General features: G+C 34.7%; 23 protein-coding genes. 17 read left to right on the forward strand and 6 right to left on the reverse strand.

Annotated features, from left to right (window positions below; genetic code table 11):
* Positions 1–21 precede the first annotated feature (21 nt).
* The 8 genes from ribD to G6534_RS04395 all read left to right on the forward strand — a co-directional run bounded on the left by ribD (position 22) and on the right by G6534_RS04395 (position 8,700).
* Positions 22–1,053 carry a bifunctional diaminohydroxyphosphoribosylaminopyrimidine deaminase/5-amino-6-(5-phosphoribosylamino)uracil reductase RibD gene (ribD, locus tag G6534_RS04360; protein ID WP_182083174.1) on the forward strand — a complete coding sequence of 344 codons (1,032 nt, stop codon included), beginning with the start codon at positions 22–24 and terminating at the stop codon, positions 1,051–1,053.
* Entirely contained in the window at positions 1,053–1,652 is a 600-nt protein-coding gene (gene ribE / locus G6534_RS04365) for a riboflavin synthase (RefSeq protein ID WP_059073475.1), read from the forward strand. Before ribD ends, ribE begins: the two co-directional genes overlap by 1 nt.
* A complete protein-coding gene (ribA, locus tag G6534_RS04370; RefSeq protein ID WP_275266844.1) occupies positions 1,642–2,844 on the forward strand; it encodes a GTP cyclohydrolase II in 1,203 nt (400 codons plus the stop codon). The genes ribE and ribA overlap by 11 nt, the downstream gene beginning before the upstream one ends.
* Before the next feature lies 1 nt (position 2,845).
* Positions 2,846–3,307, forward strand: coding sequence for a 6,7-dimethyl-8-ribityllumazine synthase (gene ribH, locus G6534_RS04375; protein WP_059073473.1), 462 nt, complete (start codon positions 2,846–2,848; stop codon positions 3,305–3,307).
* 89 nt (positions 3,308–3,396) lie between these two features.
* On the forward strand, positions 3,397–4,158 hold the full coding sequence (locus G6534_RS04380) for a Cof-type HAD-IIB family hydrolase (protein WP_059073472.1): 762 nt from the start codon (positions 3,397–3,399) through the stop codon (positions 4,156–4,158).
* A 316-nt stretch (positions 4,159–4,474) separates the two neighbouring features.
* Positions 4,475–5,305: a BglG family transcription antiterminator LicT gene (licT, locus tag G6534_RS04385; RefSeq protein ID WP_059073471.1), complete on the forward strand. Its 831-nt coding sequence runs from the start codon at positions 4,475–4,477 to the stop codon at positions 5,303–5,305.
* A gap of 91 nt (positions 5,306–5,396) precedes the next feature.
* Complete coding sequence (locus G6534_RS04390; RefSeq protein ID WP_182083175.1) at positions 5,397–7,247, forward strand: beta-glucoside-specific PTS transporter subunit IIABC; 1,851 nt, start codon at positions 5,397–5,399, stop codon at positions 7,245–7,247.
* A gap of 1 nt (position 7,248) precedes the next feature.
* Positions 7,249–8,700: a 6-phospho-beta-glucosidase gene (locus tag G6534_RS04395; protein ID WP_182083176.1), complete on the forward strand. Its 1,452-nt coding sequence runs from the start codon at positions 7,249–7,251 to the stop codon at positions 8,698–8,700.
* Positions 8,701–8,783: 83 nt separating this feature from the next.
* Here the strand turns inward: G6534_RS04395 and G6534_RS04400 are convergent, their stop codons facing one another.
* Positions 8,784–9,629 carry an aldo/keto reductase gene (locus G6534_RS04400; protein ID WP_059073469.1) on the reverse strand — a complete coding sequence of 282 codons (846 nt, stop codon included), beginning with the start codon at positions 9,627–9,629 and terminating at the stop codon, positions 8,784–8,786.
* Positions 9,630–9,861: 232 nt separating this feature from the next.
* Between G6534_RS04400 and G6534_RS04405 the strand changes: the two genes are divergently transcribed.
* Positions 9,862–11,061, forward strand: coding sequence for a NupC/NupG family nucleoside CNT transporter (locus tag G6534_RS04405; RefSeq protein ID WP_059073498.1), 1,200 nt, complete (start codon positions 9,862–9,864; stop codon positions 11,059–11,061).
* A gap of 42 nt (positions 11,062–11,103) precedes the next feature.
* On the opposite strand, the gene G6534_RS04410 is transcribed toward G6534_RS04405, so the two are convergent.
* Positions 11,104–11,832, reverse strand: coding sequence for an alpha/beta hydrolase (locus G6534_RS04410; protein ID WP_182083177.1), 729 nt, complete (start codon positions 11,830–11,832; stop codon positions 11,104–11,106).
* Between the two features lie 67 nt (positions 11,833–11,899).
* Positions 11,900–12,949, reverse strand: coding sequence for a CdaR family transcriptional regulator (locus G6534_RS04415; RefSeq protein ID WP_059073467.1), 1,050 nt, complete (start codon positions 12,947–12,949; stop codon positions 11,900–11,902).
* 265 nt (positions 12,950–13,214) lie between these two features.
* On the opposite strand from G6534_RS04415, the gene G6534_RS04420 reads away from it, so the two are divergent.
* The 4 genes from G6534_RS04420 to G6534_RS04435 all read left to right on the forward strand — a co-directional run bounded on the left by G6534_RS04420 (position 13,215) and on the right by G6534_RS04435 (position 16,983).
* On the forward strand, positions 13,215–14,498 hold the full coding sequence (locus tag G6534_RS04420) for a GntP family permease (protein ID WP_059073466.1): 1,284 nt from the start codon (positions 13,215–13,217) through the stop codon (positions 14,496–14,498).
* 13 nt (positions 14,499–14,511) lie between these two features.
* A complete protein-coding gene (locus G6534_RS04425) occupies positions 14,512–15,651 on the forward strand; it encodes a glycerate kinase family protein (protein WP_059073465.1) in 1,140 nt (379 codons plus the stop codon).
* Between the two features lie 75 nt (positions 15,652–15,726).
* Positions 15,727–16,578 (forward strand): fructosamine kinase family protein, encoded by an 852-nt coding sequence (locus G6534_RS04430; protein ID WP_182083178.1) that lies wholly within the window; start codon positions 15,727–15,729, stop codon positions 16,576–16,578.
* Positions 16,579–16,650: 72 nt separating this feature from the next.
* Complete coding sequence (locus G6534_RS04435) at positions 16,651–16,983, forward strand: hypothetical protein (RefSeq protein WP_059073464.1); 333 nt, start codon at positions 16,651–16,653, stop codon at positions 16,981–16,983.
* Positions 16,984–17,134: 151 nt separating this feature from the next.
* Here the strand turns inward: G6534_RS04435 and G6534_RS04440 are convergent, their stop codons facing one another.
* Both G6534_RS04440 and G6534_RS04445 read right to left on the reverse strand, forming a co-directional pair.
* Positions 17,135–18,097, reverse strand: coding sequence for an AEC family transporter (locus tag G6534_RS04440; RefSeq protein ID WP_059073463.1), 963 nt, complete (start codon positions 18,095–18,097; stop codon positions 17,135–17,137).
* A gap of 34 nt (positions 18,098–18,131) precedes the next feature.
* Positions 18,132–19,754 carry a malolactic enzyme gene (locus tag G6534_RS04445; protein ID WP_182083179.1) on the reverse strand — a complete coding sequence of 541 codons (1,623 nt, stop codon included), beginning with the start codon at positions 19,752–19,754 and terminating at the stop codon, positions 18,132–18,134.
* Between the two features lie 233 nt (positions 19,755–19,987).
* On the opposite strand from G6534_RS04445, the gene G6534_RS04450 reads away from it, so the two are divergent.
* The 3 genes from G6534_RS04450 to G6534_RS04460 all read left to right on the forward strand — a co-directional run bounded on the left by G6534_RS04450 (position 19,988) and on the right by G6534_RS04460 (position 22,201).
* Entirely contained in the window at positions 19,988–20,857 is an 870-nt protein-coding gene (locus G6534_RS04450) for a LysR family transcriptional regulator (protein ID WP_182083180.1), read from the forward strand.
* A 598-nt stretch (positions 20,858–21,455) separates the two neighbouring features.
* Positions 21,456–21,746: a helix-turn-helix domain-containing protein gene (locus G6534_RS04455; protein ID WP_059073460.1), complete on the forward strand. Its 291-nt coding sequence runs from the start codon at positions 21,456–21,458 to the stop codon at positions 21,744–21,746.
* The gene (locus G6534_RS04460) at positions 21,746–22,201 is read left to right on the forward strand and encodes a low molecular weight protein-tyrosine-phosphatase (RefSeq protein WP_059073459.1); all 456 of its coding nucleotides are present in this window, start codon (positions 21,746–21,748) and stop codon (positions 22,199–22,201) included. Before G6534_RS04455 ends, G6534_RS04460 begins: the two co-directional genes overlap by 1 nt.
* A 6-nt stretch (positions 22,202–22,207) precedes the next feature.
* Here the strand turns inward: G6534_RS04460 and G6534_RS04465 are convergent, their stop codons facing one another.
* Positions 22,208–22,960: a MurR/RpiR family transcriptional regulator gene (locus tag G6534_RS04465; RefSeq protein ID WP_182083181.1), complete on the reverse strand. Its 753-nt coding sequence runs from the start codon at positions 22,958–22,960 to the stop codon at positions 22,208–22,210.
* 118 nt (positions 22,961–23,078) lie between these two features.
* On the opposite strand from G6534_RS04465, the gene pfkB reads away from it, so the two are divergent.
* Entirely contained in the window at positions 23,079–24,008 is a 930-nt protein-coding gene (pfkB, locus tag G6534_RS04470; RefSeq protein WP_182083182.1) for a 1-phosphofructokinase, read from the forward strand.

Here is a 24,008-nt window from a genome sequence, read left to right on the forward strand (position 1 = left end):
TTTTTGTGGGGTGAATAGGATTTGGATAGATTTATGAAATTAGCTTTTGAGGAAGCAAAGAAAGGAAAAGATACTTGGACTAATCCACAAGTTGGTGCGGTGATAGTAAAAGACAATCAAGTTTTAGGCCAAGGACATCATGCAACATTTGGACATGAGCATGCCGAAATCAACGCTTTTAAGTCTTTAAAAGATATTGACGATGCCAAAAATGCGACGTTGTACGTTACTTTAGAGCCTTGTTCGCATTTTGGTAAGACGCCACCTTGTGTTCAAAAAATAGTTCAGTTGGGTGTAAAAAAAGTTGTTATAGGACAAATTGATCCTAATCCGCTAGTAAGTGGCAAGGGTGTTAAATATTTACGAGATAACGGAGTAGTAGTTGAGGAACAGTTGATTAGTTCTGAATTAAACCGTTCATACAATTATTTTTATAAGAATAATCAACCACTAGTTACCGTTAAATATGCAATGACTTTGGACGGTAAGATCAATAAAAATAAAAATCAACGATCGATTATATCTAATCAGGCTGCTTTTGAAGATTCTCAGCAATTACGCAGTCAACAACAAGTTATCTTGATTGGGGAGAATACTTTAAAAGTCGATAATCCGGCTTTGACAGTTAGAGACAAAAAAATGTCTTTTCCACCAATCAGAGCGGTAGTTGTTAGAGATATTAATCAAATATCATTGGATTTAAAGATTTTTCAAACTGATGAACCGATTTGGTTTTTCAGTGAAACTAAGAATCTTCGAACCTTACCTGAAAATGTCAAAGTAATTGTTGGTGAGTGGACACCGGATAATATTTTAAATTACCTGACCACTCAAAAAATTCAGGCCGTTTTAGTAGAAGGTGGAAGTTTCTTGCAAGCAAAGTTTTTATCCGCTGGTTTGGTAGAAAAATTAGTAGTTTATTTAGCAAATAAAATTTATGGTTCAGGTTTACCAGCAGTTTGGGGTGCAGATTTCGATTCGATAGATTTTGTTGAACCAACTGTAGAAAAATTAGCTGATAATTTGAAAATAACGACGTGGAGGAAAGACTGATGTTTACAGGGATTATAAAAAATATTGGAACGATTGCCGGTGTAAATCGGGAAAATGATAACTATCGTTTAACTATCAACCATGGTTTGAATGATTTGAATCTGGGCGATAGTGTTTCTATCAATGGAATTTGTCTGACTGTTGTTGATTTCCAAAAAAATCAATTTCAAGTAGATGTTATGCCAGAAACCATTAAAAGAACTAATTTAGCGGAAATTTCAGTTGGAACAAAAGTAAACCTAGAACCAGCTTTGAAACCTAATTCTGAAATTGGCGGTCATTTCGTCTTGGGACATATTGATACAACGGGTAAATTATTATCCCGGGAAGTGACTGAAAATTCAGTATTACTAACGTTTTCAATTCCTAAAAAGTACAATCCTTACTTAGTTGAAAAAGGATCGATTGCAATCGATGGGGTGAGTTTGACCTTGATTGCAGTAACTGAGGATACTTTCCAAGTGGGCATTATTCCTTATACGCAAGATGAAACAATTCTAGGTTCTTTAGAAGTTAATCAGACAGTTAATTTGGAAACTGACATTTTAGGAAAATACATTTATAAAGATTTGAAGCGAGGTTATCAAGATGAAAAATAATGAAATTATTGCCAAAGTTGAACGAGCAATAGCAGATTTGAAACAAGGAAAACTAATAATTGTCGCTGATTCTGAAAAAAGAGAGGCCGAAGGAGACATGCTGGGATTAGCTGACTTTGTCACTCCAGAAAATGTTAATTTCATGATTACCCATGCTCGCGGTTTATTGTGCGTTCCAATGGCAAAATCAGTAGCCGAAAAATTAGATTTGCATCCAATGACCAAATCACACGATGCATTCGGGACAGCCTTTACCGTAAGTACTGATAGCAAGGAAACTACGACTGGAATTTCAGCTTTTGACCGAACTACAACGATTCAAAAATTAGCTCAGTCAACTGATGCCAATGACTTTTATCACCCAGGTCATATTTTTCCTTTGATTGCTAGAGATAACGGTGTAATTGAAAGAGATGGTCATACTGAAGCAGCGATTGATTTGGCTAAAATTGCCCAAGCAACACCAGTGGCCTACATTTGCGAAGTAGTTAGAGAAAATGGTCGCATGGCCAGAAGACCACAATTGAAGCAAATTGCTCAAGAAAATAATTTAACTTTCATTACAATTGCTGACATCATCAATTATCGTTATTTGAAGAATTTCAATATTTTACAATCAGTTTCCGACGTTGATCTACCAACGAAATTTGGTCATTTCCGTTTGAAGTCATTTACTTATAAAGATGAACCCGTTTTAGTGATTTATAAAGGACAAATTGAAAACAAGTCTGATTTGTTATTGAGAGTTCATTCTGAATGTTTGACTGGAGATATTTTAGGTTCAAAGCGTTGTGATTGTGGTGAACAATTGGAGCAGTCACTTCAAAGAATCGAGAAAAATGGCAGTGGTGCAGTGATCTATTTGCATCAAGAAGGCCGTGGAATTGGTTTGATCAACAAGTTACGTGCTTATCAATTGCAAGATGAAGGTTTAGATACAGTTGAAGCTAACTTGAAACTAGGTTTTAAGGCTGACCAAAGAGACTATCGCGTTGTTTTAGCAGTTTTGGAAGAATTGGGCATTGAATCAGTCGATTTATTGACAAATAATCCCGACAAATTAAAACAATTGGAGCAATTTGGCTTAAAGGTAAACCGTGTGCCTTTAGAAACTGAACCCAATGCTAATGACATTGATTACTTAAGAACGAAAAAACAAAAATTTAATCATTTATTAAACGAGGTAAATTAAGATGAAACAAATTAACGGAAATTTGAATGGTCAAGGACTAAAAATTGGTATCGTGGTCGCTAAATTCAACGAAGTAGTTACCAATAAGTTACTGTCTGGTGCGTTGGATAAGCTGGAACAATTAAATGTTGATACAGAAGACATCACAGTTGTTAAAGTTCCAGGAGCTTTTGAAATTCCTCGAATGGCAAAAAAATTATCCAAGAGTGGCCAAGTTGATGGAATTATCACTTTAGGAGCTGTTGTCAGAGGAGAGACAGCTCATTTTGATTACGTTTGCTCTCAATCAGCAGCGGGAGTTAGCCAAGTTTCTTTAAATGGTGAAGTTCCTGTTATGTATGGAATTTTAACTACAAATGATATGTCACAAGCCTTGAATCGAGCTGGGGGGAAAGCTGGTAATAAAGGTAGCGAATGTGCAAGTGATGTCGTTGAAGTCATCAATGCCGAAAAAAATATCTAACAATCCCAATTGTCTATTAACTCTATATAACAAAATCGTTATTTTGGATTACAATTTTAATAGAAAGAGTAATTTAAGGAGTGTTATGTATGGGTTATAAATTAATTGCAATCGATATGGATGGTACGCTCTTGAATTCCAAGCAAAAAGTTTCTCAAAAAAATATCCAAGCAATTCAAGAGGCTAAATCAAAGGGAGTTTATATAGTACTTTGTTCAGGTAGAGCTTATGATGGGATAATTGACAGTGCCAAAGTTTTAGGAATCAACGAGTCAGATCAATATATGATTTGTTACGGTGGCAGCGTTATTCAGAATTATGATCAGAAAGTCCTTTATCAAAGAATTTTGAAGAATGAAAATTGTGAAGAAATTGCCCGTTTCTTAACAGATAAAAAGATTCATTATAAGTTTATTGACAATACGGGAACACTATATCAGTCGTATCAAGATTGGATTGAAAAGCACATGTTGAATCCAAAATTAGGTATCGTCAAAGTATTATTGAAGACTAGAAAGCATAAGTTACCGGAGGTATTGGAATTAGTACACAAACAATACGATAGTAATTATTTTGTCGTTCAAACGAGTGAAAAGGAATTAGAGATTTTTCCTAAAAATGTCAACAAAGGTAATGCCTTAGAGAGATTGACAAAATATTTGAAAGTCAGTCCTAAAGAAGTCATGGCTATTGGAGATTATGATAATGATATGCCAATGTTTAGAGCTGCAAAATTCAGTGTTGCCGTTGGGAATGCTATTCCTAAAGTAAAAGATTTAAGCGATGCCGTGGTGTCTGATAATAATCACGATGGTGTAGCAGAAGCAATTGAAAAGTATGTTTTGAAGTAAGCAAAAAGACATCCGTTTGGGTGTCTTTTTTGAAAAGATTGTCATTTTTTGTCCGCAAGGATTCTCATTGTATTGACGTTACTAGAATAAAAGCCAAATTAAAATCGCCTAAACCAATGTAAGCGCTATTGCAATATTCATTTTTTATGTTAATATAATTTATAGATTGTGACTTCAAGTAGGCAATCTTAATATTCTAGAATATTTAAATATCGGGATTGTTATCATAAAAGTAAATTTATGAGCTAAACCCAGTTATACCTTTGTAGAGGGGATAACTGGGTTTTATTTTTGGATAGAGAAAGGGGAATATCTCTTGAGAATAGTTAAAGTAATCAATAACAATATTGTTACGTCAACTCAGGACGGCAATGAAGTAATTGTTATGGGTAAAGGATTAGGATTCAACAAAACTGGTGGAGACATTATTCCTCAAGCAAAAATTGACAAGGTTTTTGCTTTGAATGCTTCTGCGAGCGTTGATAGATTCAAATTACTTTTGAAAGATGTTCCAATGCAAGAACTGCAAGCCAGTGATGAAATCATTTCGTATGCAAAATTGTCATTAGGCAAAAGATTAAGCGACAGCATTTATGTTGCTTTAACTGATCATATTCATTTTGCAATTCAACGTTTCAAGAAAGGTATGGATTTTGGGAATGCATTATCTTGGGAAGTTAAGCATTTTTACAATCATGAATATTTGATTGGTAAAGAAGGGCTGAACATTATTGAAAAAAGAACTGGCACACGTTTACCAGATGATGAAGCGGTGACAATAGCTTTACATCTAGTAAATGCAGAATTAGACAGTTCTATGGATCATACAGTCGGGATGACTAAGCTTATAAAAGAAATATTAGGAATAATTCAATATACGTTTCATGTTGAATTGTCAGACACCAGTTTGGCTTATGAACGACTTATGACCCATCTTAAATTCTTTATACAAAGAGTTATGACGAATCAGCCACTACCAGATAATGATGACAAACTATTCAATATGATCAAAGAGACTTACCCTAATGAATTCAAATGCTCATTAAAAATTAGTAAATACGTTAAGAAGGAATTAAATTACGATTTGACTGATGCCGAGTTATCATACTTGACAATTCACATCAATCGAGTAATTACTGAAAATTAAATAATAGGATTGTAATCGTTAAGAGCAAAACCTAAATCAAAGTCTAGTTTACTGGGCTTGGTTTAGGTTTTTGTTCTTTCAGGAGGAAAAAATGGATTATAAAAAATCAGCCGATAAAATATTGAAAGATGTCGGTGGAACAAAGAATGTTGATTATGTAACTCATTGTATGACTAGATTACGTTTTGGATTAAAAGATGAATCTAAAGCGAAGGGAAAAGAAATAGAAAAAATTGATGGCGTCAAAGGAGTAATGAGTCAAAGTGGTCAATATCAAGTCATAATTGGAAGTGACGTGACCAATGTTTTTGCTGCTTTACCGGACAGCATAAAAGATGGAGACTCAGTGGAATCGGAATCAAAACCTAAAGAAAAATTAACACCAAAAGTTATATTCAAAAATATACTTGACTATCTTTCATCATCTATTACAGCTGCCTTAGGGGTAATTATTGGTAGTGGTATGATAAAGCTTCTTTTGGTTATCCTTGATCTAATTGGAGTGCACCATAACTCTACTTATAATTTATTGACTATCTTAGGTGATACAGGTTTTTATTTCTTACCATTGGTTCTTGCATATACTGCTGCTAAGAAGTTAAAAACCGATCCGGTTTTATCGATTGTTGTATCAGCATTTTTAATTCATCCAAACTTAATTTCTATGCTTGCTAAAGGAAATGTTACTTTTCTGAAAGTGCCCGTATACAGCACAACATATGCATCATCAATCATCCCTCCATTGTTAGCGACATGGATATTATCATTGATAATTCCGCTAGTTGATAAATTTACACCTAACTGGAGTAAGACCATCCTTAATCCAATGTTATCGTTACTAATTACTGTCCCAATTGTACTAGTGATTTTTGCACCTATCGGTGCCATTATTGGTCAAGGGTTAAGTATTATCACAACTACTATGACAAATTATGTACCATGGTTGACAATGGGAATTGTTGCAGCATTCCTACCATTATTGGTTATTGCTGGATTACATCACGCTTTTGATCCAATTTATTTATCAAGTTTTGCCAAAGTTGGATATGACCCACTATTTTTGCCTATGATGTTAGCAATGAATTTCTCAATTACTGCTGCTGTTTTAGTAGTTGGTATTAAATCTAAAGATAGCAAAAAAGAATCATTAGCTTATTCTTCAGCTGTTTCAGCTGGATTGGCTGGAATCACAGAACCAGGATTATTCGGTGTTTTGTTAAAAAATAAAAAGGCCTTAAGATCAGCCATGCTTGGTTCAGGTGTTGGTGGTGTTCTGGTAGGTTTGTTACATTTAAAGATTTTTGCCGCCGTTTCACCAGGTGTTATTGCTATGGTTTCATTCGTATCTAAGAAATATCCAGCAAATATTATTTATGCATTAATAGTTGCTGTTGTATCATTCATTGCCGCCTTTATATTTACTTGGTTAGCTTACAAAGAAGAAACAGAAGACAACGGTAATTCTATTAAATTAAATAATCATTCAGTTTTAGCACCAATTGAAGGAAAGGTAATTCCATTGGAACAAGTAAAAGATGCTACTTTTGCTGATAAATTATTGGGAGATGGAATTGCAATTGAGCCATCTGAAGGAAAGGTTTACTCCCCTGTAGATGGGACTGTTCAGGTTATGTATAAAACCGGTCATGCGATTGGTTTATTATCTGATTCTGGGGATGAAATATTAATTCACATTGGCTTAGATACTGTCAAATTAGAAGGAAAGGGCTTTGAAAAGATTGCCAAACAAGGTGAACATGTTAAAGCTGGACAATTGTTATTGAAATTTGATATGCCATTTATCCAAAAGCAAGGTTATGATTTAACGACTCCAATTGTCGTAACGAATCTTGATTCGACTGGTAAAAAAATAGTAGAAAATAATAAATCACAGGAAATTGGGTCTTCAATGCCAATTTTTGATATTCAAGGAGGAAATTAAAATGTCTTTACCAAAAACTTTTTTATGGGGTGGCGCTACAGCCGCTAATCAATCAGAAGGTGGTTATAATCTGGATAATCGAGGTTTAGCAAACGTTGATTTACTGCCATTAGGTGATGATAGAAGACCAGTTGTCATGGGTGAACAGAAGATGTTTGATTTAGATGATAAACATTTTTACCCTGCTCTTAATGCCATTGACATGTATCATCATTATAAGGAAGATATAAAATTGTTTGCTGAAATGGGATTTAGTGTTTATAGAATGTCTATCGCTTGGACACGAATTTTTCCTAATGGGGACGAAGATAAGCCTAATGAAGCTGGATTAAAATTTTATGAAAATGTTTTTAAAGAATGTAAAAAATATGGAATTGAACCATTGGTAACCATTTCTCACTTTGATACGCCAATGCATTTAGTAAAAGAGATGGGTTCATGGCGAGATCGTCGGATGATTGATTATTATCTCAATTTTTGTAGAGTTCTTTTTACAAGATACAAGGGATTAGTTAAATACTGGTTAACATTTAATGAAATCAACATGATTTTTCATGCACCATTCATGGGAGCAGGCTTATATGTCGGTGATTTAGATGAAAGAGAAAAGAAGCAAGTTCTTTATCAATCGGCTCATAATGAACTAGTGGCGAGTGCTAAAGCAACTAAAATGGCTCACAAGATTGACAGAAATAATCAAATAGGTTGTATGGTAGCAGCCGGAAAGTATTATCCATATAGTTGTGATCCAAAAGATGTTTATGCTGCAATAACTAGCGATAGGGAAGATTATTTCTTTTCCGATATTCAAGCGGGTGGCAAATATCCTAAGTATGTATTGGATATGTTTGAAAGAGAAAATTTGCATATAGATATGCATGAAGATGATTTGAAATTGTTAGCTAATAATACTGTAGATTTTGTTTCATTCTCATACTACATGTCCAGAGTTGCGACGGCTAATAAAAAAGTTGCACAAATGACTACAGGTAATATTTTTGATTCTGTTAAAAATCCATATTTAAAGGAACAATCCGAATGGGGTTGGCAAATTGATCCATTGGGTTTAAGAATAACGATGATTGATTTGTATGATAGATATCACAAACCATTATTTATTGTAGAAAATGGTCTAGGAGCCGTAGATAAGCCGGATAAAAATGGAAAGGTTTACGATGATTATCGTATTAAATATTTAGCAAGTCATATTCAGGCCATGAAAGATGCTGTTGAATACGACGGAATTGAGTTGTTAGGATATACATCTTGGGGCTGCATCGATTTAATTAGTGCTGGCTCTGGAGAAATGAAAAAACGTTATGGTTTTATTTACGTAGATCGTGATAATCAAGGAAATGGAACTTTAAAGCGTAGTAAAAAGAAATCATTCAATTGGTATAAACGAGTAATTGCTACAAATGGAGAAAATCTCGATTTAAATGTCGAATATTAAATATAAGTACTTTTGCTTTGATAAAATATTAAGCAATCAAAAAAATCAGCCCAAATCAATGGACTGATTTTTTATGTCATTTTTTAAATAGTATCAAGTGGTCTCTCATTTTTAGGAGCTGGATAAGTTTTATCAAGTAATTCCAATTCATCCGCTGAAAAACTAACATCGACGGCTTCAATATTTTGTTTCATATGTTCCACAGAAGAAGATTTAGGAATGCTCAATAAGTCATGATTACGAATCACCCAAGCTAACAATAGTTGGTAAGCCGTAATATGCTTTTGTTTAGCCATTTCTTGAATAACAGGAGCAATCTTTAAGTATTCACTGCCATCGGAACCAAAAGGTGAGTAGGCGATAAATGACATATGATGTTCCTTTTGCCAAGGCAAGATTGAATATTCGATACCTCGACTGCCGATGTTGTAGAGATCTTCATTGACACGACAATTTTTACCAGCAGGTAGAGAGTCTAATTCTTTAAGATCTTCGATATCAAAGTTGGAGACACCCCAGTTTCTGATCAGGCCGGCTTGAACCATATTTTCCAATCCTTCAACTGTTTCGGCCAATGGAGTTTGACCACGCCAATGTAATAAGTAGAGATCCAAGTAGTCAGTTTGCAATCGTTTAAGACTAGCTTTAAGACTTTGCTCAATTAATTTAGGTGTAGCGTGAAATGGATAAAACTTTGAAATTAATTGAAAATCTGAGCGTGAGTAATTTTTGATGACATTACCAATTAGAGTTTCCGATTTGCCTTCACCGTACATTTCTGCTGTATCAATGACGTTGATTCCGTGATCAAGACCAAATTTTAAGGCTGCCATTTCTGATTCAGTTTTTGCTTGGTTACCTTCGCCGATGTGCCAAGTTCCAATACCAATGGCTGAAGTATTTTGATGATTGAATGTAATTGATTTCAAAACTATTCCTCGCTTTCGATATTAAATAGGTAATTATAAAACATAATATTGTAAGGGATAACATTACTATTATAAAGCCAATCGTATTAATTATAAAATGAAGACGATTTAATTGTGCCGAATTGTAAAAATTCATTTACAAAGAGTTTTTTGCCATGTAATATAAAAAAAGAAGTGAAAAGTTTAACTAATTCTGACTTCAAATAAAAAAAGGGGTTAAGTATAGATGAGTATGTACCTAGTAGTTAATATTTTAGGTCTTTTTGTTTTTCTAGGCATCGGGTTCCTCTTTTCGAAGAATCGTAAGGGAATCCAATGGAAATCAATTGCCATCATGGTCGTTTTGAACTTGTTCTTGGCATGGTTTCTAACTAGTTTCGGTGCTGGTCGCGCAATCGTTTCGGGGGCTGCTGATGGCTTTAATTGGTTAGTTCAAGTTGCATATACTGGTATCGAATTTGCTCTACCTAGTTGGGTTCATGTGAAGAGTATGGACTTTGTAACTAGCGCTCTACTACCAATTTTGTTGATTGTGCCACTATTTGACATTTTGACATATATTGGAGTTCTACCTTTTATTATTAAGTGGATTGGTAAGGGATTGTCATTCATTACTGGTCAACCTAAGTTTGAATCATTTTTTGCCGTTGAAATGATGTTTTTAGGTAATACGGAAGCTTTAGCCGTATCAAGTTTGCAATTAAAACAAATCAAAGCACAACGTAACGTTACTTTGGCAATGATGTCAATGAGTTGTGTTACAGCCTCAATCATCGGATCATACATCCAAATGATGCCAGGTCAATTTATTTTAACAGCTATTCCTATCAATATTATTAATGCAATTATCGTAACAAGTTTATTGAATCCTGTTACAGTTGAACCAGAAGAAGATACAATTGCTAAGCTTCATGGTGAAGATGGTAAAAAAGAACCATTCTTCTCATTCCTTGGCGATTCAATCCTTGGTGCTGGTCGTTTGATCTTAATCATCACTGCTAACGTTATCGCATTTGTTGCTTTGGCAGCTTTGATTGATAAGATTTTACAACTAGTTAATCCATGGTTAACACTTGAACATATTTTGGGTATCGTAATGTATCCATTTGCATGGTTACTTGGTTTGAATGGTCATGATTCATTCCAAATGGCTCAATACATGGGAACAAAATTAGTTACTAATGAATTCGTTGTAATGGGTAAAGTTACAAGTATCATTAAAGACTTTGATCCTCACTTCAAGGCTGTTCTAACAGTCTTCATTACATCATTCGCTAACTTCTCAACTTTGGGAATGATTATCGGATGTTTCAAGGGTATCGTTGATAAAGAAAAGAACGATGCTATTTCTAAGAATGTTGGTTACATGTTGTTATCAGGTATTTTGGTATCACTATTGTCAGCTGCATTCGTTGGAATCTTCGTTTGGTAAAAATAAAAACCGCTAATTTCAAGATTAGCGGTTTTTTTGTACTCATTTTTCTAACCAATCAAAGACCTGGTTGATATTTTGACTCCAGGTGTTCCAAGAATGATCTCCCTCGACTGGCATACAAGTGTAACGAGCTTTGGCATGAATTGATAGAAAGTTTTTGAACATGACGTTATCTTCATGCATAAAGTCTTTATCGCCACACAAAGTCAAAATTTCTTGTTTTGGTTGACGGTTGTTGTAAATATTAGTCAATTGATTTTTAGCTAATTTTTCGGGACTGTCGAAGATACTGTCAAAGGTATTTTTGGCCATTGGACTCTTAGGATTGTCCCGGAAGTGTTCAATATCGGTAATTGGTGAGAGGGCAGCAACCTTACTGAATTTATCATCATTCATAAAGGCAATTTTCAAAGCTCCATATCCGCCCATGCTAGAACCGACGATATAGTTCTTTGATCTGTCTTTTGAAATAGGTAAGAGATGTTGCATCTTAGGGATGAATTCATCAATGAAATAGGAATAATAAGGTATGAAATTAGAATCAGAATAAAACGAGTTTCTCGCTTCAGGCATGATTATCGCAAAATTGTGATCACGAGCAATTTTTTCGATATTGACGTGACGGATCCAGGCACTGTCGTCTCCAGTATAGCCATGCAACAACCAGACTGTAGTATATTCGGCTTCATTTGTATCTGGAATTACCACGGTCGTTTTGAAGTAAGTGTGTAAGTAATTAGTTCTGTAATTCAAATTCATTAATACCATTTGATAGACCTCACAATATGAATTTATTTCACTTGAATAATAAGCAATTCGTCAAAAAATATCAATTTTAACGATGTTCATATTGATATTTTTTGAAATAAAGAAAATTAACGTATAGTTGTAAAATATCGGTCAAATCTTTTAAATCTAGTCCAAAATACTCTGAAATATTATTGAGACGATAATTAGTAGTATTACGATGAACGTTTAAGGCTTTAGAAGTCTCCGTTACATTACCGTTATGCTTGAAATAACAGTCGATCGTATCGATTAATTCTAAACCGGATTTAGTCTTGAGAAAGCTTTTAAATACGCTCAAGGCTTTTTTTGAATACAAATTACTATCAAGAATGTGATTGAGAAAACGAATCTCTTTAAAGTGATAGAAGCCGGTTAGTTGTAATTCTTTACTGACGGTAATAGTGTCTGAAGCTTGGCGCACAGCTTGTTTAAGATTGGTCAACTTATCACTGATACCGACCATTAACTGATTTTCTTGACCAAATTTAAGATATCTATTTAAATCGGTTTCGTTTCTAACAATCAGTAAATATTCTCCAGGAGTTTTTCTAAAAGAAAAATCAAAGGGACTAATTTGTAATTCGTTCAAATCATTTGTTTCAATTAAAACAATATACCGATTGATCGATAAGTCGATGTTTAAGGTTTCAGCACGCAACTGTAGTTCATCATTTAATGAAGCATCCTCAGTATTAGTCCATTCATATAAGAAATGATTCAAACTTTCTTTGCGACGACCTTCAACTTTAGTGTTATTAATTTGTGAAATCAATAACTCGGTTGAAATCTTTAACAATGAGGCTAAAGGAGTAACTTTTTCGGGATCCCCGGTAATACCGATAACGCCAATAGTTTCATTGTTAAATTGTACAGGGATGTTAACTCCGGGTTGACCATATTTTCCAAATGATTGGATCATTGGTTTAGTTTTGCCACTTTGAATAGTATCGACGGCACCGATATGTAAAGTATGGATTCGTGATTTGTCGCCACTGGCAATAATAATTCCCTTTTCGTTCATCATATTAATGTTGTAAGGCACACTCTTCATCATTTTATCAACGATAGACTGTGCCAGATTCGGGTCTAATTTCATATTTTTATTCTTCCTTGTTAAAAAATATTCAAACTTTAATGAAAGCGCAAAGCATAAAATTGTGCATATATTTATTTTACAATATTTTTGAGTAATAAAACATTGATTTATCAGGTAAAAAAAATAAAAATTCATCATTTTAACATTATAATTTGTGCAAGTGTACATTGATTTTAAAAAATCAAAAAGGTATTATACACACGTTGCTCAATTGTTAATTATTTAACAATTGGCTAGAGAAGTTAAGAAAGGGTGTTAATTTAGGATGGTTATTGCATGGTGGGCAGCTCTTTTGGGTTTGCTTTTAGCAATTGGGTTGATTTTATTTAGAGTTAATCCAGTTTATGCTTTGATCTTTGGTGCAATCATTGGTTGTTTAGTCGGTGGCATGTCTTTGACGCAGACGACTGATACGATTGTCAAAGGTAGTTCCGGTGTCATGGGGACGATTATTCGTGTAATCGCAGCCGGAGTGTTAGCAGGTGTCATGATGGAATCTGGTGCAGCTAATGTAATTGCTTCTAATATCGTGGATCATTTTAGCGATAAGTTGGCAATTTTGGCTTTAGCACTTTCAACTATGGTTTTGACAGGTGTTGGGATTTTTATTCCAGTAGCAGTTTTGATCGTCGCACCAATTGCACTAGAAGTTGGTCAAAAAATGCATTACAGTAAACTTTCATTACTAGTGGCTCTGTCTGGTGGAGGTAAAGCGGGTAACGTTATCTCGCCTAATCCTAATACAATTGCGGCTGCTAAAGGATTCAATGTTGACTTATCACAAGTGATGATTGCTGATTTCGTACCAGCAGTCGTTGGTTTGATTGTTACAGTTTTATTGGCCACTTTAATTAAGCATCGTGGTTCTTTTGTACCCGACGACCAAAAATTTGAGTCGAAGAAACAAGATGATTTGCCAAGTTTAAAAGCTGCTATCGTTACACCTTTAGTAGCAGTGATTTTGCTTTTGATCACGCCAGTCGGGGATATTTTTGGTATCAAGGCTTTAGCTTCATTTAATCTTGATGCGATGTACATCTTGCCGATTGCTGGTTTAGTTGGAACCTTAGCTATGGGACAAGGCAAGAAGTTCTTGCAATACATGGCTAAAGGTTTAGCTAGAATGACCGATGTTGTAATGATTTTGATTGGTGCTGGTGCGATTGCTGGATTGGTTTCAGCATCTAACTTGCCACAAAAGGTTGTCGAAATCGTTCAAACAACTGGAATTTCTGGTACCTTCTTAGCTCCAATCGCTGGTATTTTGATGGCTGCAGCAACGGCTTCAACTTCAACCGGTGTTATCTTAGCTTCAAACTCATTTGCCAAATCAATTATGTCATTTGGAATTTCAGGAACTGGTGCAGCCGCAATGGTTCACACTGGTGCCACAGTAATCGATCAATTGCCACATGGTAATTATTTTCACGTTACAGCTCAAGCGGTTCAAATGCACTTTAAAGAAAGAATGAGCGTTGTTTTGTGGGAAATGTTAGTTGGACTTTCAATGACAATTGTTGCAACATTGATGTATGGAAATCTGTTCTAGAGGTGACGTATAAATGAAAATAGTATTAGCTCCAGATTCATATAAGAACTCGTTAACTGCCAAACAAGTTGCTCAATCAATGAAAAAGGGCTTTGCCAAAGTTTATCCTGATGCCGAATTCGTCAATGTACCAATGGCTGATGGTGGTGAAGGAACAGTTCAATCATTAGTTGATGCTAGAAATGGTCAAATGATCACTGAAACAGTGGTTAATCCTTTAGGTAACAAAACACAGGCTCAATACGGTCTAATCGATGACGGCCAAGTGGCTATTATTGAAATGGCTCAAGCTAGTGGAATTCAATTTATTAATCAATTTACCCAAAATCCTTACGTTACAACGACTTTTGGAACTGGTGAATTGATTAAGTCGGCTATCCAAAAAGGTGCTAAGACCATCATTATTGGAATCGGTGGTTCTGCCACAAATGATGGAGGTGCTGGAATGGCTCAAGCCTTAGGCGCTAAATTGTTAGACGACAAAGACAAAGAATTGCAGTATGGTGGTGCTATGCTCAAAAAGCTCGACCATATTGACATTTCTCAGATGTTACCAGAATTAAAGGATGTCAAAGTTATCATTGCTTCTGACGTTACTAATCCTTTAACTGGTAAAAATGGTGCCAGTCACGTCTTCGGACCACAAAAGGGTGCTAGTCCGGAAATGGTTGACTTCCTAGATGAGGCTCTATCACATTATGCCGATGTGTTAAAACGTGATCTAGGAAAAGATTTAGAACAAACACCTGGTGCCGGTGCCGCTGGTGGATTAGGAGCAGGGCTTTTAGCTTTTACTAATTCACAAATGCGTTCAGGGGTCGACATAGTTGTTGACTACACCGGATTAAAAGATATTGTGCAAGATGCTGACGTCGTTATAACTGGCGAAGGTCAGATCGATTTTCAGACTAAATTCGGCAAAACTCCCATTGGGGTTGCCAAGGCTACTAAAGCTGTCAACCCCAATGCAACTGTAATTGCCATCGCTGGTTCCGTCGGCGAAAAGATTTCTGAGTTATATCCTTTGGGTATTGACGCTATCTTCACTTGTGTTCCGGGGGTAGAAGATTTATCCAAAGCCATTGCTGATACTGATAAAAATCTTCAACAAGTATCAGAGAACATCGCCCGTTTAATCAAAAATACAAAATAAAAGACTGAGTATTCTATCATCTGCGGATAGGGTACTCAGTTTTTTTGTTATGATATGACTAAGGAAGTGATGATTTTGCAAATTGATGAAAGTTGGTATCAAGAACTCAATTTAGGTCAAGTTTATCAAGTTACACCAGTATCAGGTGGTGACATTAATTTAGCCTTTGCAGTTGAAAGTGATCAAGGTAAGTATTTTTTAAAAGTTCAACCGAGCAATCAAGCTAGTTTTTTTAACCATGAAAAAGAAGGATTAGATTTGATTAATACGGTTGCTAATGCTCCTAGGGTCATTAAAATTGGTACCTTTAAAAATTGTGGATATTTGATTCAAAGATTTGTTGATTTTGGTGCAGGTTCACAATATGACCTAGGACAATTAGTGGCTAAGTTGCATCAAAAGCATGCCCCTAAATTTGGTTTAGATCATGATGTTTTAAATGCTAAAAATCCTAAAATCAACCAATGGCAAAGTAACTGGAGTGATTTTTATATCGATCAACGTTTGAATGTTTTAGTGAAACTAGTCAAAGAAAAAGGATATTGGAACAATTATCGACAGAAATTATTTATGAATTATAAAGATATGATTGTCAGATATTATCAAAAGAACCCTGTTGTTCCAAGTTTACTTCATGGTGATTTGTGGAATGGTAATGTTGGATTTGAAAAAAATCATCAACCAATTTTGTTCGATCCCGATGTTTTCTATGGTAACCGTGAGATGGATATTGCTATGACTCTATTATTTGGTGGATTCACGGATGAATTTTATCAAGGATATAACAGTATTTATCCCTTATCGCATGGATGGCAACAACGGATGATTTGGTATCAAGTATATTACTTGTTAGCTCATTTGAACTTGTTCGGTGAAACTTATGGTCCGAGCTTAGAAACAGCGCTTGAACGTAGTTTAAATGAATAAGGATAATCCCTTGTCAATTTGAGGTTATTTGCGTGATACTAATCATATGGATACTAGGTGGGAGTGAAGCAGATGAATAATGAAATAAAGTTTATTATCAGTGAATTGGAAGTTATCTATGGGTTTTATCAAGACAATTTTAGTCTTAAACGAATCAAAAGTTATATTCTCAGTATGCCTGAAGGGGCTAAAATCGTAAAAGTTGAAGCAGGAAATGTTCCCATGTATGATCACAATGTGACTTTACCGATTGCTAAGTTTAATGATGATACGGATTCGATTGGACTTTTGCAAGTAACGCATACGATGATAAATAATCGTGGTGTTGACGTAATTGCCAATGATGCTAACCGTGTGACTCAATTGGTTAATCGTCTGATCGATTTGATTGCACCAACAAAATAATAATAAGTACACAAAAAAGCCGCCAAACCGCAGAATGTTTGACGACTTTTTTTAAAATTTATTTGAGGAGGATCTGATTTTTTGTTTTAAATGTGTGAATGTGAATTGTTTTCAATAAATTTTTGATTTTTGGATTATTATTAATGATCAATTAGATCAAGTTTGCAACTTGCATCAAGATAGGAACAACGATTACGAACAAGACAGTTGAAGTAGTAACCAAGTTTGTTGCGTAGTCGACATCACCGTGTGATTGATCAACTAGGATAGGCAATACGGCAAGACCAGGAGCAGCTGATTGGATGATAAATGAGCTACTTTCTAGTTGTGGCATTGAACCGATCATTGAACCACCAACAAGGATGATACCAATCATGATAGCAGGAGCAACGATAAATCTACCAACCAAGGCAAGGATTGTATCACGGTCAAATTTGATAGATTTCAAACCAGCATCAGCTAAGATAATACCAATGTAGATAAGTGACATAGGTGTAACGATACCACCGACCATGTCTAAGGTCTTATTGATCCATTCTGGAACAGGAATTGCTAAGAGCAAGAATACTAATGAAACTAAGAAACCAACAAGTGGAGCAGGAAGTAATTTCTTCCAGTTGAAATCTTTCTTTTCACCTTTTTCAACGGTTGGATCATCACTTGAGATGAAGAAGATACCAACAGCCCAAGTTGAAATTGTATTCATAACATAGTAGATAAGGAAGTAAGGTAAACTCTTATCTCCAAACAAAGCCATGTTTAAAGGTAAACCAATGAAGATTGTATTAGCATTAACGAACATGTTAATGAAAGTACCACGACGGCCTTTTCTAATACGGAAAACTTTCGTTAGGATCCATGCGACAATGTATCCTATAGTGAAACTGGCGAAGGTGAAGACCAAACCACCAGAAAGACTTGCTAATTTGTCTCGATTCAAATACTTAAGAACAGAAACAAAGATTGAAGCAGGTAGGGCAATCTTCATAATAATGAATGAGATATTCCCCTTAAATTCATCGCCTAAACGGCCTGATCCTCTAAGCCAGTAACCTAGGGCGATAACTAGTACGATTTCAGCAACACTCTCTAGAGAAGTGATAAATGCAGCCATAAAATAATTCCCCTTTATTTTACAAATTTATATATTAATATTTAGGTTCCCATTTGGCGTCTTCAACAGCCTTCTTAGCATCAGTAGCAGATGTAAGTTTTTCATCAATAGCTTGTTGAGCAACACCTTCAGCAACAGTAATACTGAACTTGTCTAGTTTTGAAACTGGAGGAAGTACGGCGGCACCTGGTTGTGCAGCATCAACGATACCACCCAATGAGTGAGCAGCCTTGTTGATCATACCATCTGAAAGAACTTTAGCATTAACAGCTAATGAACCAAGACCAAGACCAGGGTAAACTAAAGCGTTGTTAGCTTGACCAATATTGTATGTAACACCATTGTATTCGATTGGATCAACTGGAATACCAGTAGCAATAAGAGCTTTACCATCAGTCCACTTCAAAAGATCTTCAGCCTTTGCTTCAGCAAGTTTTGTAGGGTTTGAAAGTGGGAAAATGATTGGACGTTCTGTGTGAGCAGCCATTTCCTTGATGATAGGTTCTGTAAATGTACCAGGTTGTGTTGATGTACCAACCAAGATTGTTGGGTGAACTGCTTTAACAACAGCTTCCAAGTTAGTTAATTCATCAGCATTGTCGAATTCACTACGTTGTCTTGTGAATGGTTTTTGTTCAGGTGTAAGACCTTCTGTGTCGTCGAACAATAGACCTTGCTTGTCAACTAGGTAGAAGTGTTTCTTAGCTTCCTCTTCAGAAAGTCCTTCTTCAACCATAGCGTCAAAGATTCTCTTAGTAATACCAGCACCAGCAGTACCAGCACCAAATGATAGGTAAACTTGATCAGTAAGCTTTTCTTTAGAAATGTTCAAAGCACCTAAAATACCAGCTAATGTAATGATACCTGTACCTTGGATGTCATCGTTGAATGTCAAGATGTCATCTTTGTACTTGTTCAAAATATTAGCAGCGTTGCTACGACCAAAGTCTTCAAAGTGAAGATACATATCAGGGAATAAGTTTTCTGCAGTTTGAACGAATTTGTCAACAAATGCATAGTACTTGTCGCCTGTAACACGTTGGTGGTGGTTACCCATGTAAAGATCATCTGAAAGAAGTTCTTTATTGTTAGTACCAACATCAAGAACAACTGGAAGAACTGACTTAGGATCAACACCGGCAGCTGCTGTATAAACCATCAATTTACCAACAGAGATGTCAACACCTTGAACACCCCAGTCACCAATACCAAGAATACCTTCACCGTCAGTTACAACGATAAGTTTGATATCACGACCCTTAGTAGCATTCTTCAATGAAGCTTCTAATTCGTCTTGGTCATCGATTGATAGGTAAACGGCATTTTGTGGATCCAAGAAGAAGTGACTGTAGTTTTCGATTGTGTCAGCGATAGTTGGATCATAAACAACTGGCATAAATTCGTTAACGTGTTCACTGAACAACTTGTAGAACAAAGTAACGTTTTCGTTAAACAAATCCATCAAGTACATTCTCTTATCAAGGAAGGTAGCCTTCTTTGAATAGTTTTCGTAGGCTTGTTCTACTTGTTGGTCCAAAGTTTGAACAAATGGTGGAAGTAAGCCTTCAATATGATTTTCTTTTCTTTCTTCCTTAGTAAAGGCAGTACCTTTATTGAAGAAATGATTATTGAGTAAATCTAAACCTTCATATTTCATAAAAAAAATTCCTCCTAATTAACTTTTTCAACAGTTAAACATTAATATATTTAATACCCCTATACATATCGTATTATATAAAATAATTTTATAAATATTGGAATGTACTATTATTCCCATTTGGCATATTAAAAAATCAATGTCTTTAATTAACTTTCGAATGTATAATAGTACATGATAAAAAATATAGTCAAATATGTGTACTTTGATAAATAAAATTTATAGGTGGGAAAATGAATTTAAAAGATTATCAATATTTTAAAAAATTATCTGAATTAAAAAACTTTTCTGATACGGCTAATTTCTTTGGTGTCAGTCAACCAACGATTACTTATTCACTAAAAAGATTGGAAGATACGTACGGACTTTCTCTAATTAAGCGTAAAAGTTTCGCTAATTCTTTGTCGCTGACTTATGCTGGTCGCCAATTATTAATGCATGTTGATCGAATTCTTTTGGAAAATGATTTAATCAGTGATGATATGGAACGAATCAAACGTGAAAAAATTGTTATGGGTTGGCCACCAATCATTACGAATTACGTAATTCCCAAAGTTTTTGACCGTTTACGAGATGCAGATCTACTCAATGCAATTATTCCAATCGCCGATGGATCGGGGGAATTATTAGGCAAATTAAAAAATGGCGAAATTGATCTTTCCTTATTAGGAACGACAATTTTGCCACAAGAGAATCATTTGGACTATCAGTTAATAAAAGAGCATCATTTTAAATTTATCGCTGCAGCGGATCGGGATGTCTCAAAAATCAAAACGATTGAAGATTTATTTGCGGAAGATTTTATCTCATTAAATGGAGGTTCTGTTCACAATTTAGTTTTGCAAAGAATGATTGAGCGATACAATGTTACGCCGCATACTTTGTTCCAGACTTCAGATTATCGATTAATGCTCAGTTTAGTTAAAGAGAATAAGGGAATCAGTTTTGTTACGGAAACGGCTATTCAAGGAGTTTCGGGTATTCAAGAAATAAAATTACCTGAGATTCAATTGCCACCGTTTTATATCTTGTTTGTTTATCGTCATAATATGATAGGAAACGAAACTTTAGCCCAGTTGATGCACATTTTCAAAAATATATAGATAAATAGATATAAAAAAATTATGGTGTACAGGTATAGTCCAATAAGGGTACAATGTATTTACCAATTGGTATTGGTGGATTAATCCTTAGATAGTTTTTATAATTATCTAATTGTCGACTGTGTGATAGTAATGCAATATAATAAGAAATTTATATCTCATCAATATAGTTGTTTTATTATGCTTTCATTACATTTTTATCACTTTTTTTAAATAAAATGGATTAAAATTTGTGGGATAGTACATGTTTAAATAAATCCATTTTACTGTCAGAAAGCCATTGCAACGGCTTTCTGTCTTTTTTTTATAGTGCTATTTATAAAAATATGGCGACTTTTTGAAATTGTCTGTTATTAAAAATGAGTGTGTTAGTATATTAAGTGAAGAGGAGATAAATCCTACATTTCCTCTTTCTTGATAATTTCATGATGATAATTGGTTAAAAACTATTGTCGATTTAATGGTGGTTCCTCCCTGAGCTACCATTTTTTTTGTGCTCTTTTTTAAATAAATCGACTGTTAAAACTCTGTTACATCAATAATAGAGTTATTTTGTATGGTATAATTTTTTGTAATAAGCCGTTTAGGAGTTTTTAGTATGAATTACAATGAGAGTCAACAAAAAGAAATTGCACAATATGCAATTGAACATGATAACAATTACAAAGCTACAGGTGAAAAGTATCAAATTTCTTATCAACAAGTTGCCGCTTGGGTTAGAAAGTACAATAAAAAGCCTACTAATAAAAAAGTAACTGCTAAGAAGGTTGCTAAAAAAGAAAACAAGACTTCGACACCACAAGCTAGTGCACTAGATGTTTTGAGTCGCAAAGACCCTGTTTTGGAAGCTCAATTAGAAGACGTTAAAAAGAGATTGGGATTGATTTAATGAAAAAAATCATTTTTGTTTGTTTAGGTAACATTTGTCGGTCACCAATGGCAGAGATGATGATGAAACACCTAATCGAAGAAAAGAACTTGTCAGACCAAATAACAGTTGCTTCTCGCTCGACATCCACTTACGAAATCGGTAATTCGCCGCATCCTGGTGCAATTGCTGAACTAAAAAATAAAAAAATCCCAATTATTGACCACCATGCTCAACAGATCACCCGACAGGATTTTGATGAGGCCGATGTAATAATTGGAATGGATCAACAGAATATTGTCAATTTACAAAATATGGCGCCGTCTGTTGATAAAGACAAAATTCACTTAGCTTATGAAGCTCTTGGACAAACGAAGGTAATTGAAGATCCTTGGTATGATCATAAATTTGGTCGAACTTATAAACAGTTAGCTGAAGTTTTGCCTGTCTGGTTAAAGACATTGCTGAACCAATAGAGAAATCTATTGGCTTTTTTGCGTTCTGATAACATATGAATCTAGTAATATTCGACTAATTACTTGCAGGGGCAACCTTGATCTAACCTCATAATCAGGAAAATATGAGGTTTGTGATTTAAAGCCTAATAGTACCATTTCTGAATATTTGATAATGGAACCATCCTCGTTAGTAGTAATAGTGAGCGTACTAACTCCATTATCAAAGGCATTTTTAGCACCAGCTACTAATTCTTTAGTTTCGCCATTTAGAGTAATAAAAATAACTAAGTCTTCACGTTTGATTCGTTTACTCATTGTGACAATGATATTAGGATCAGTGCTCAATACACAATTCTTACCTAATAATTGCAGTTTTACGAGTAATTCTTGAGCAATAAATTCTGAAAATCCTCTGGCAAAGATATAAATGTCGGAGGATTTTTTTATTTTTTGGATAGCATCCTCAATTGAACCGACATTTAGCATTTTTAAAGTATTATCGACTTCATATTTATTCTTTAAAATGGCTTGCTTGATGTCGTGGTCTACTTTTTCTAAGTTTTTGTATTGTTGTGTATCCTTTCTTTTGATTGTTAATTGTTGACGAAAATCAGTGTAACCAGAATAGCCCATTTTTTTCGTAGTACGTACGATGGTTGCCGTTGAAACGTTAGCATCTTCGCTTAATTTAACTATAGATAGATTGGGAATGTCATCTAGATTATTTTGAATATATTCCCAAAGATACTTTTCTGATGAACTTAATTTATTTTTCATAAAATCTCCCTAATTAGTAAAAGATTTTCTAAATATTTGTAAATATAACGGATTATGAAAACATTTACATAATATCATATTGTAAGATGTATTTAGAAAGTAAAGAGGGGTATTGCAAATGATTTATACTTGTACATTAAATCCGGCAATCGATTTATTCATTGAAACTGAACATTTGAAACCGGAAATCGTTAATCGAACTAATAGTTATGATATTCAGCCAAATGGTAAGGGTGTCAATGTTTCCTTTATTCTAAAACATTTAGGTATTGATAATACAGCTTTAGGAATCGGTGGTGGATTCACAAGTGACTTTATTGAAGAATCATTGCGAAGTAAAGGTATAAAGACAGAATTTACGCATATAGATGGCATTTCACGAATCAATGTCTTCACACGAGTTATCGATACTGATACTGAATACAAGCAGGTCAATAATGGACCTGAAGTTAACGAAGAAAAGTTAAATGATTTTCTTGAAAAAATTTCTGAGTTAAAAAAAGACGATAAATTAGTTGTTTCCGGTAGTTTTTCTAAGGGAGTCCCATCTGATATCATTATTGAAATCGCCAAGATGGCACAGAAACAACAATTCGATTTAGTGATTGATACTAGTTATCCGGATGTTGTTCAAACTATTGGCTATCATCCATATTTATTGAAACCTAATGACGAAGAACTTTTATCATGGTTTGATGATGAACAAAACAACAATATTCCTACACTGATCAAACACTCAAGAGAATTAATTGAAAAGGGTGCTAAAAATATTCTGTTATCTTTAGGCAGCAAAGGAGCTTTGTTGATTAACGAAGACACAGTTCTTTTCGGCAATGCACCTAAAATAAAAGTTGTTAATACGGCTTGTTCTGGAGATACGATGCTAGGTACCTTCTTGGCAGGAATTGAACAGAATTTAAGTGCGGAAGACAACTTGAAGAGAAGTATTGCTGCCGCAAGTTCGACCGCTGCAAGTTCAGGATTAACCGATTTTAGTGATGTAGAAGATTTGATGAAACAAATTACTATTAAAAAAATGGAGGGATAG

It is taken from the genome of Companilactobacillus pabuli, from assembly GCF_014058425.1.
Classification (GTDB): domain Bacteria; phylum Bacillota; class Bacilli; order Lactobacillales; family Lactobacillaceae; genus Companilactobacillus; species Companilactobacillus pabuli.

What these genes read in the sequence shown, in the direction of transcription:
- G6534_RS04415 (WP_059073467.1), bottom strand. Translation starts at nt 12,949, where the DNA reads ATGAAATTAGACCCGAATCTGGCACAGTCTATCGTTGATAAAATGATG.
- G6534_RS04435 (WP_059073464.1), top strand. Translation starts at nt 16,651, where the DNA reads ATGAATAATGAAATAAAGTTTATTATCAGTGAATTGGAAGTTATCTAT.
- G6534_RS04405 (WP_059073498.1), top strand. Translation starts at nt 9,862, where the DNA reads ATGTACCTAGTAGTTAATATTTTAGGTCTTTTTGTTTTTCTAGGCATC.
- G6534_RS04465 (WP_182083181.1), bottom strand. Translation starts at nt 22,960, where the DNA reads ATGAAAAATAAATTAAGTTCATCAGAAAAGTATCTTTGGGAATATATT.
- G6534_RS04460 (WP_059073459.1), top strand. Translation starts at nt 21,746, where the DNA reads ATGAAAAAAATCATTTTTGTTTGTTTAGGTAACATTTGTCGGTCACCA.
- G6534_RS04395 (WP_182083176.1), top strand. Translation starts at nt 7,249, where the DNA reads ATGTCTTTACCAAAAACTTTTTTATGGGGTGGCGCTACAGCCGCTAAT.
- G6534_RS04455 (WP_059073460.1), top strand. Translation starts at nt 21,456, where the DNA reads ATGAATTACAATGAGAGTCAACAAAAAGAAATTGCACAATATGCAATT.
- ribH (WP_059073473.1), top strand. Translation starts at nt 2,846, where the DNA reads ATGAAACAAATTAACGGAAATTTGAATGGTCAAGGACTAAAAATTGGT.
- G6534_RS04390 (WP_182083175.1), top strand. Translation starts at nt 5,397, where the DNA reads ATGGATTATAAAAAATCAGCCGATAAAATATTGAAAGATGTCGGTGGA.
- G6534_RS04450 (WP_182083180.1), top strand. Translation starts at nt 19,988, where the DNA reads ATGAATTTAAAAGATTATCAATATTTTAAAAAATTATCTGAATTAAAA.
- G6534_RS04425 (WP_059073465.1), top strand. Translation starts at nt 14,512, where the DNA reads ATGAAAATAGTATTAGCTCCAGATTCATATAAGAACTCGTTAACTGCC.
- ribA (WP_275266844.1), top strand. Translation starts at nt 1,642, where the DNA reads ATGAAAAATAATGAAATTATTGCCAAAGTTGAACGAGCAATAGCAGAT.
- pfkB (WP_182083182.1), top strand. Translation starts at nt 23,079, where the DNA reads ATGATTTATACTTGTACATTAAATCCGGCAATCGATTTATTCATTGAA.
- ribE (WP_059073475.1), top strand. Translation starts at nt 1,053, where the DNA reads ATGTTTACAGGGATTATAAAAAATATTGGAACGATTGCCGGTGTAAAT.
- G6534_RS04420 (WP_059073466.1), top strand. Translation starts at nt 13,215, where the DNA reads ATGGTTATTGCATGGTGGGCAGCTCTTTTGGGTTTGCTTTTAGCAATT.
- G6534_RS04445 (WP_182083179.1), bottom strand. Translation starts at nt 19,754, where the DNA reads ATGAAATATGAAGGTTTAGATTTACTCAATAATCATTTCTTCAATAAA.
- G6534_RS04380 (WP_059073472.1), top strand. Translation starts at nt 3,397, where the DNA reads ATGGGTTATAAATTAATTGCAATCGATATGGATGGTACGCTCTTGAAT.
- G6534_RS04410 (WP_182083177.1), bottom strand. Translation starts at nt 11,832, where the DNA reads ATGGTATTAATGAATTTGAATTACAGAACTAATTACTTACACACTTAC.
- G6534_RS04440 (WP_059073463.1), bottom strand. Translation starts at nt 18,097, where the DNA reads ATGGCTGCATTTATCACTTCTCTAGAGAGTGTTGCTGAAATCGTACTA.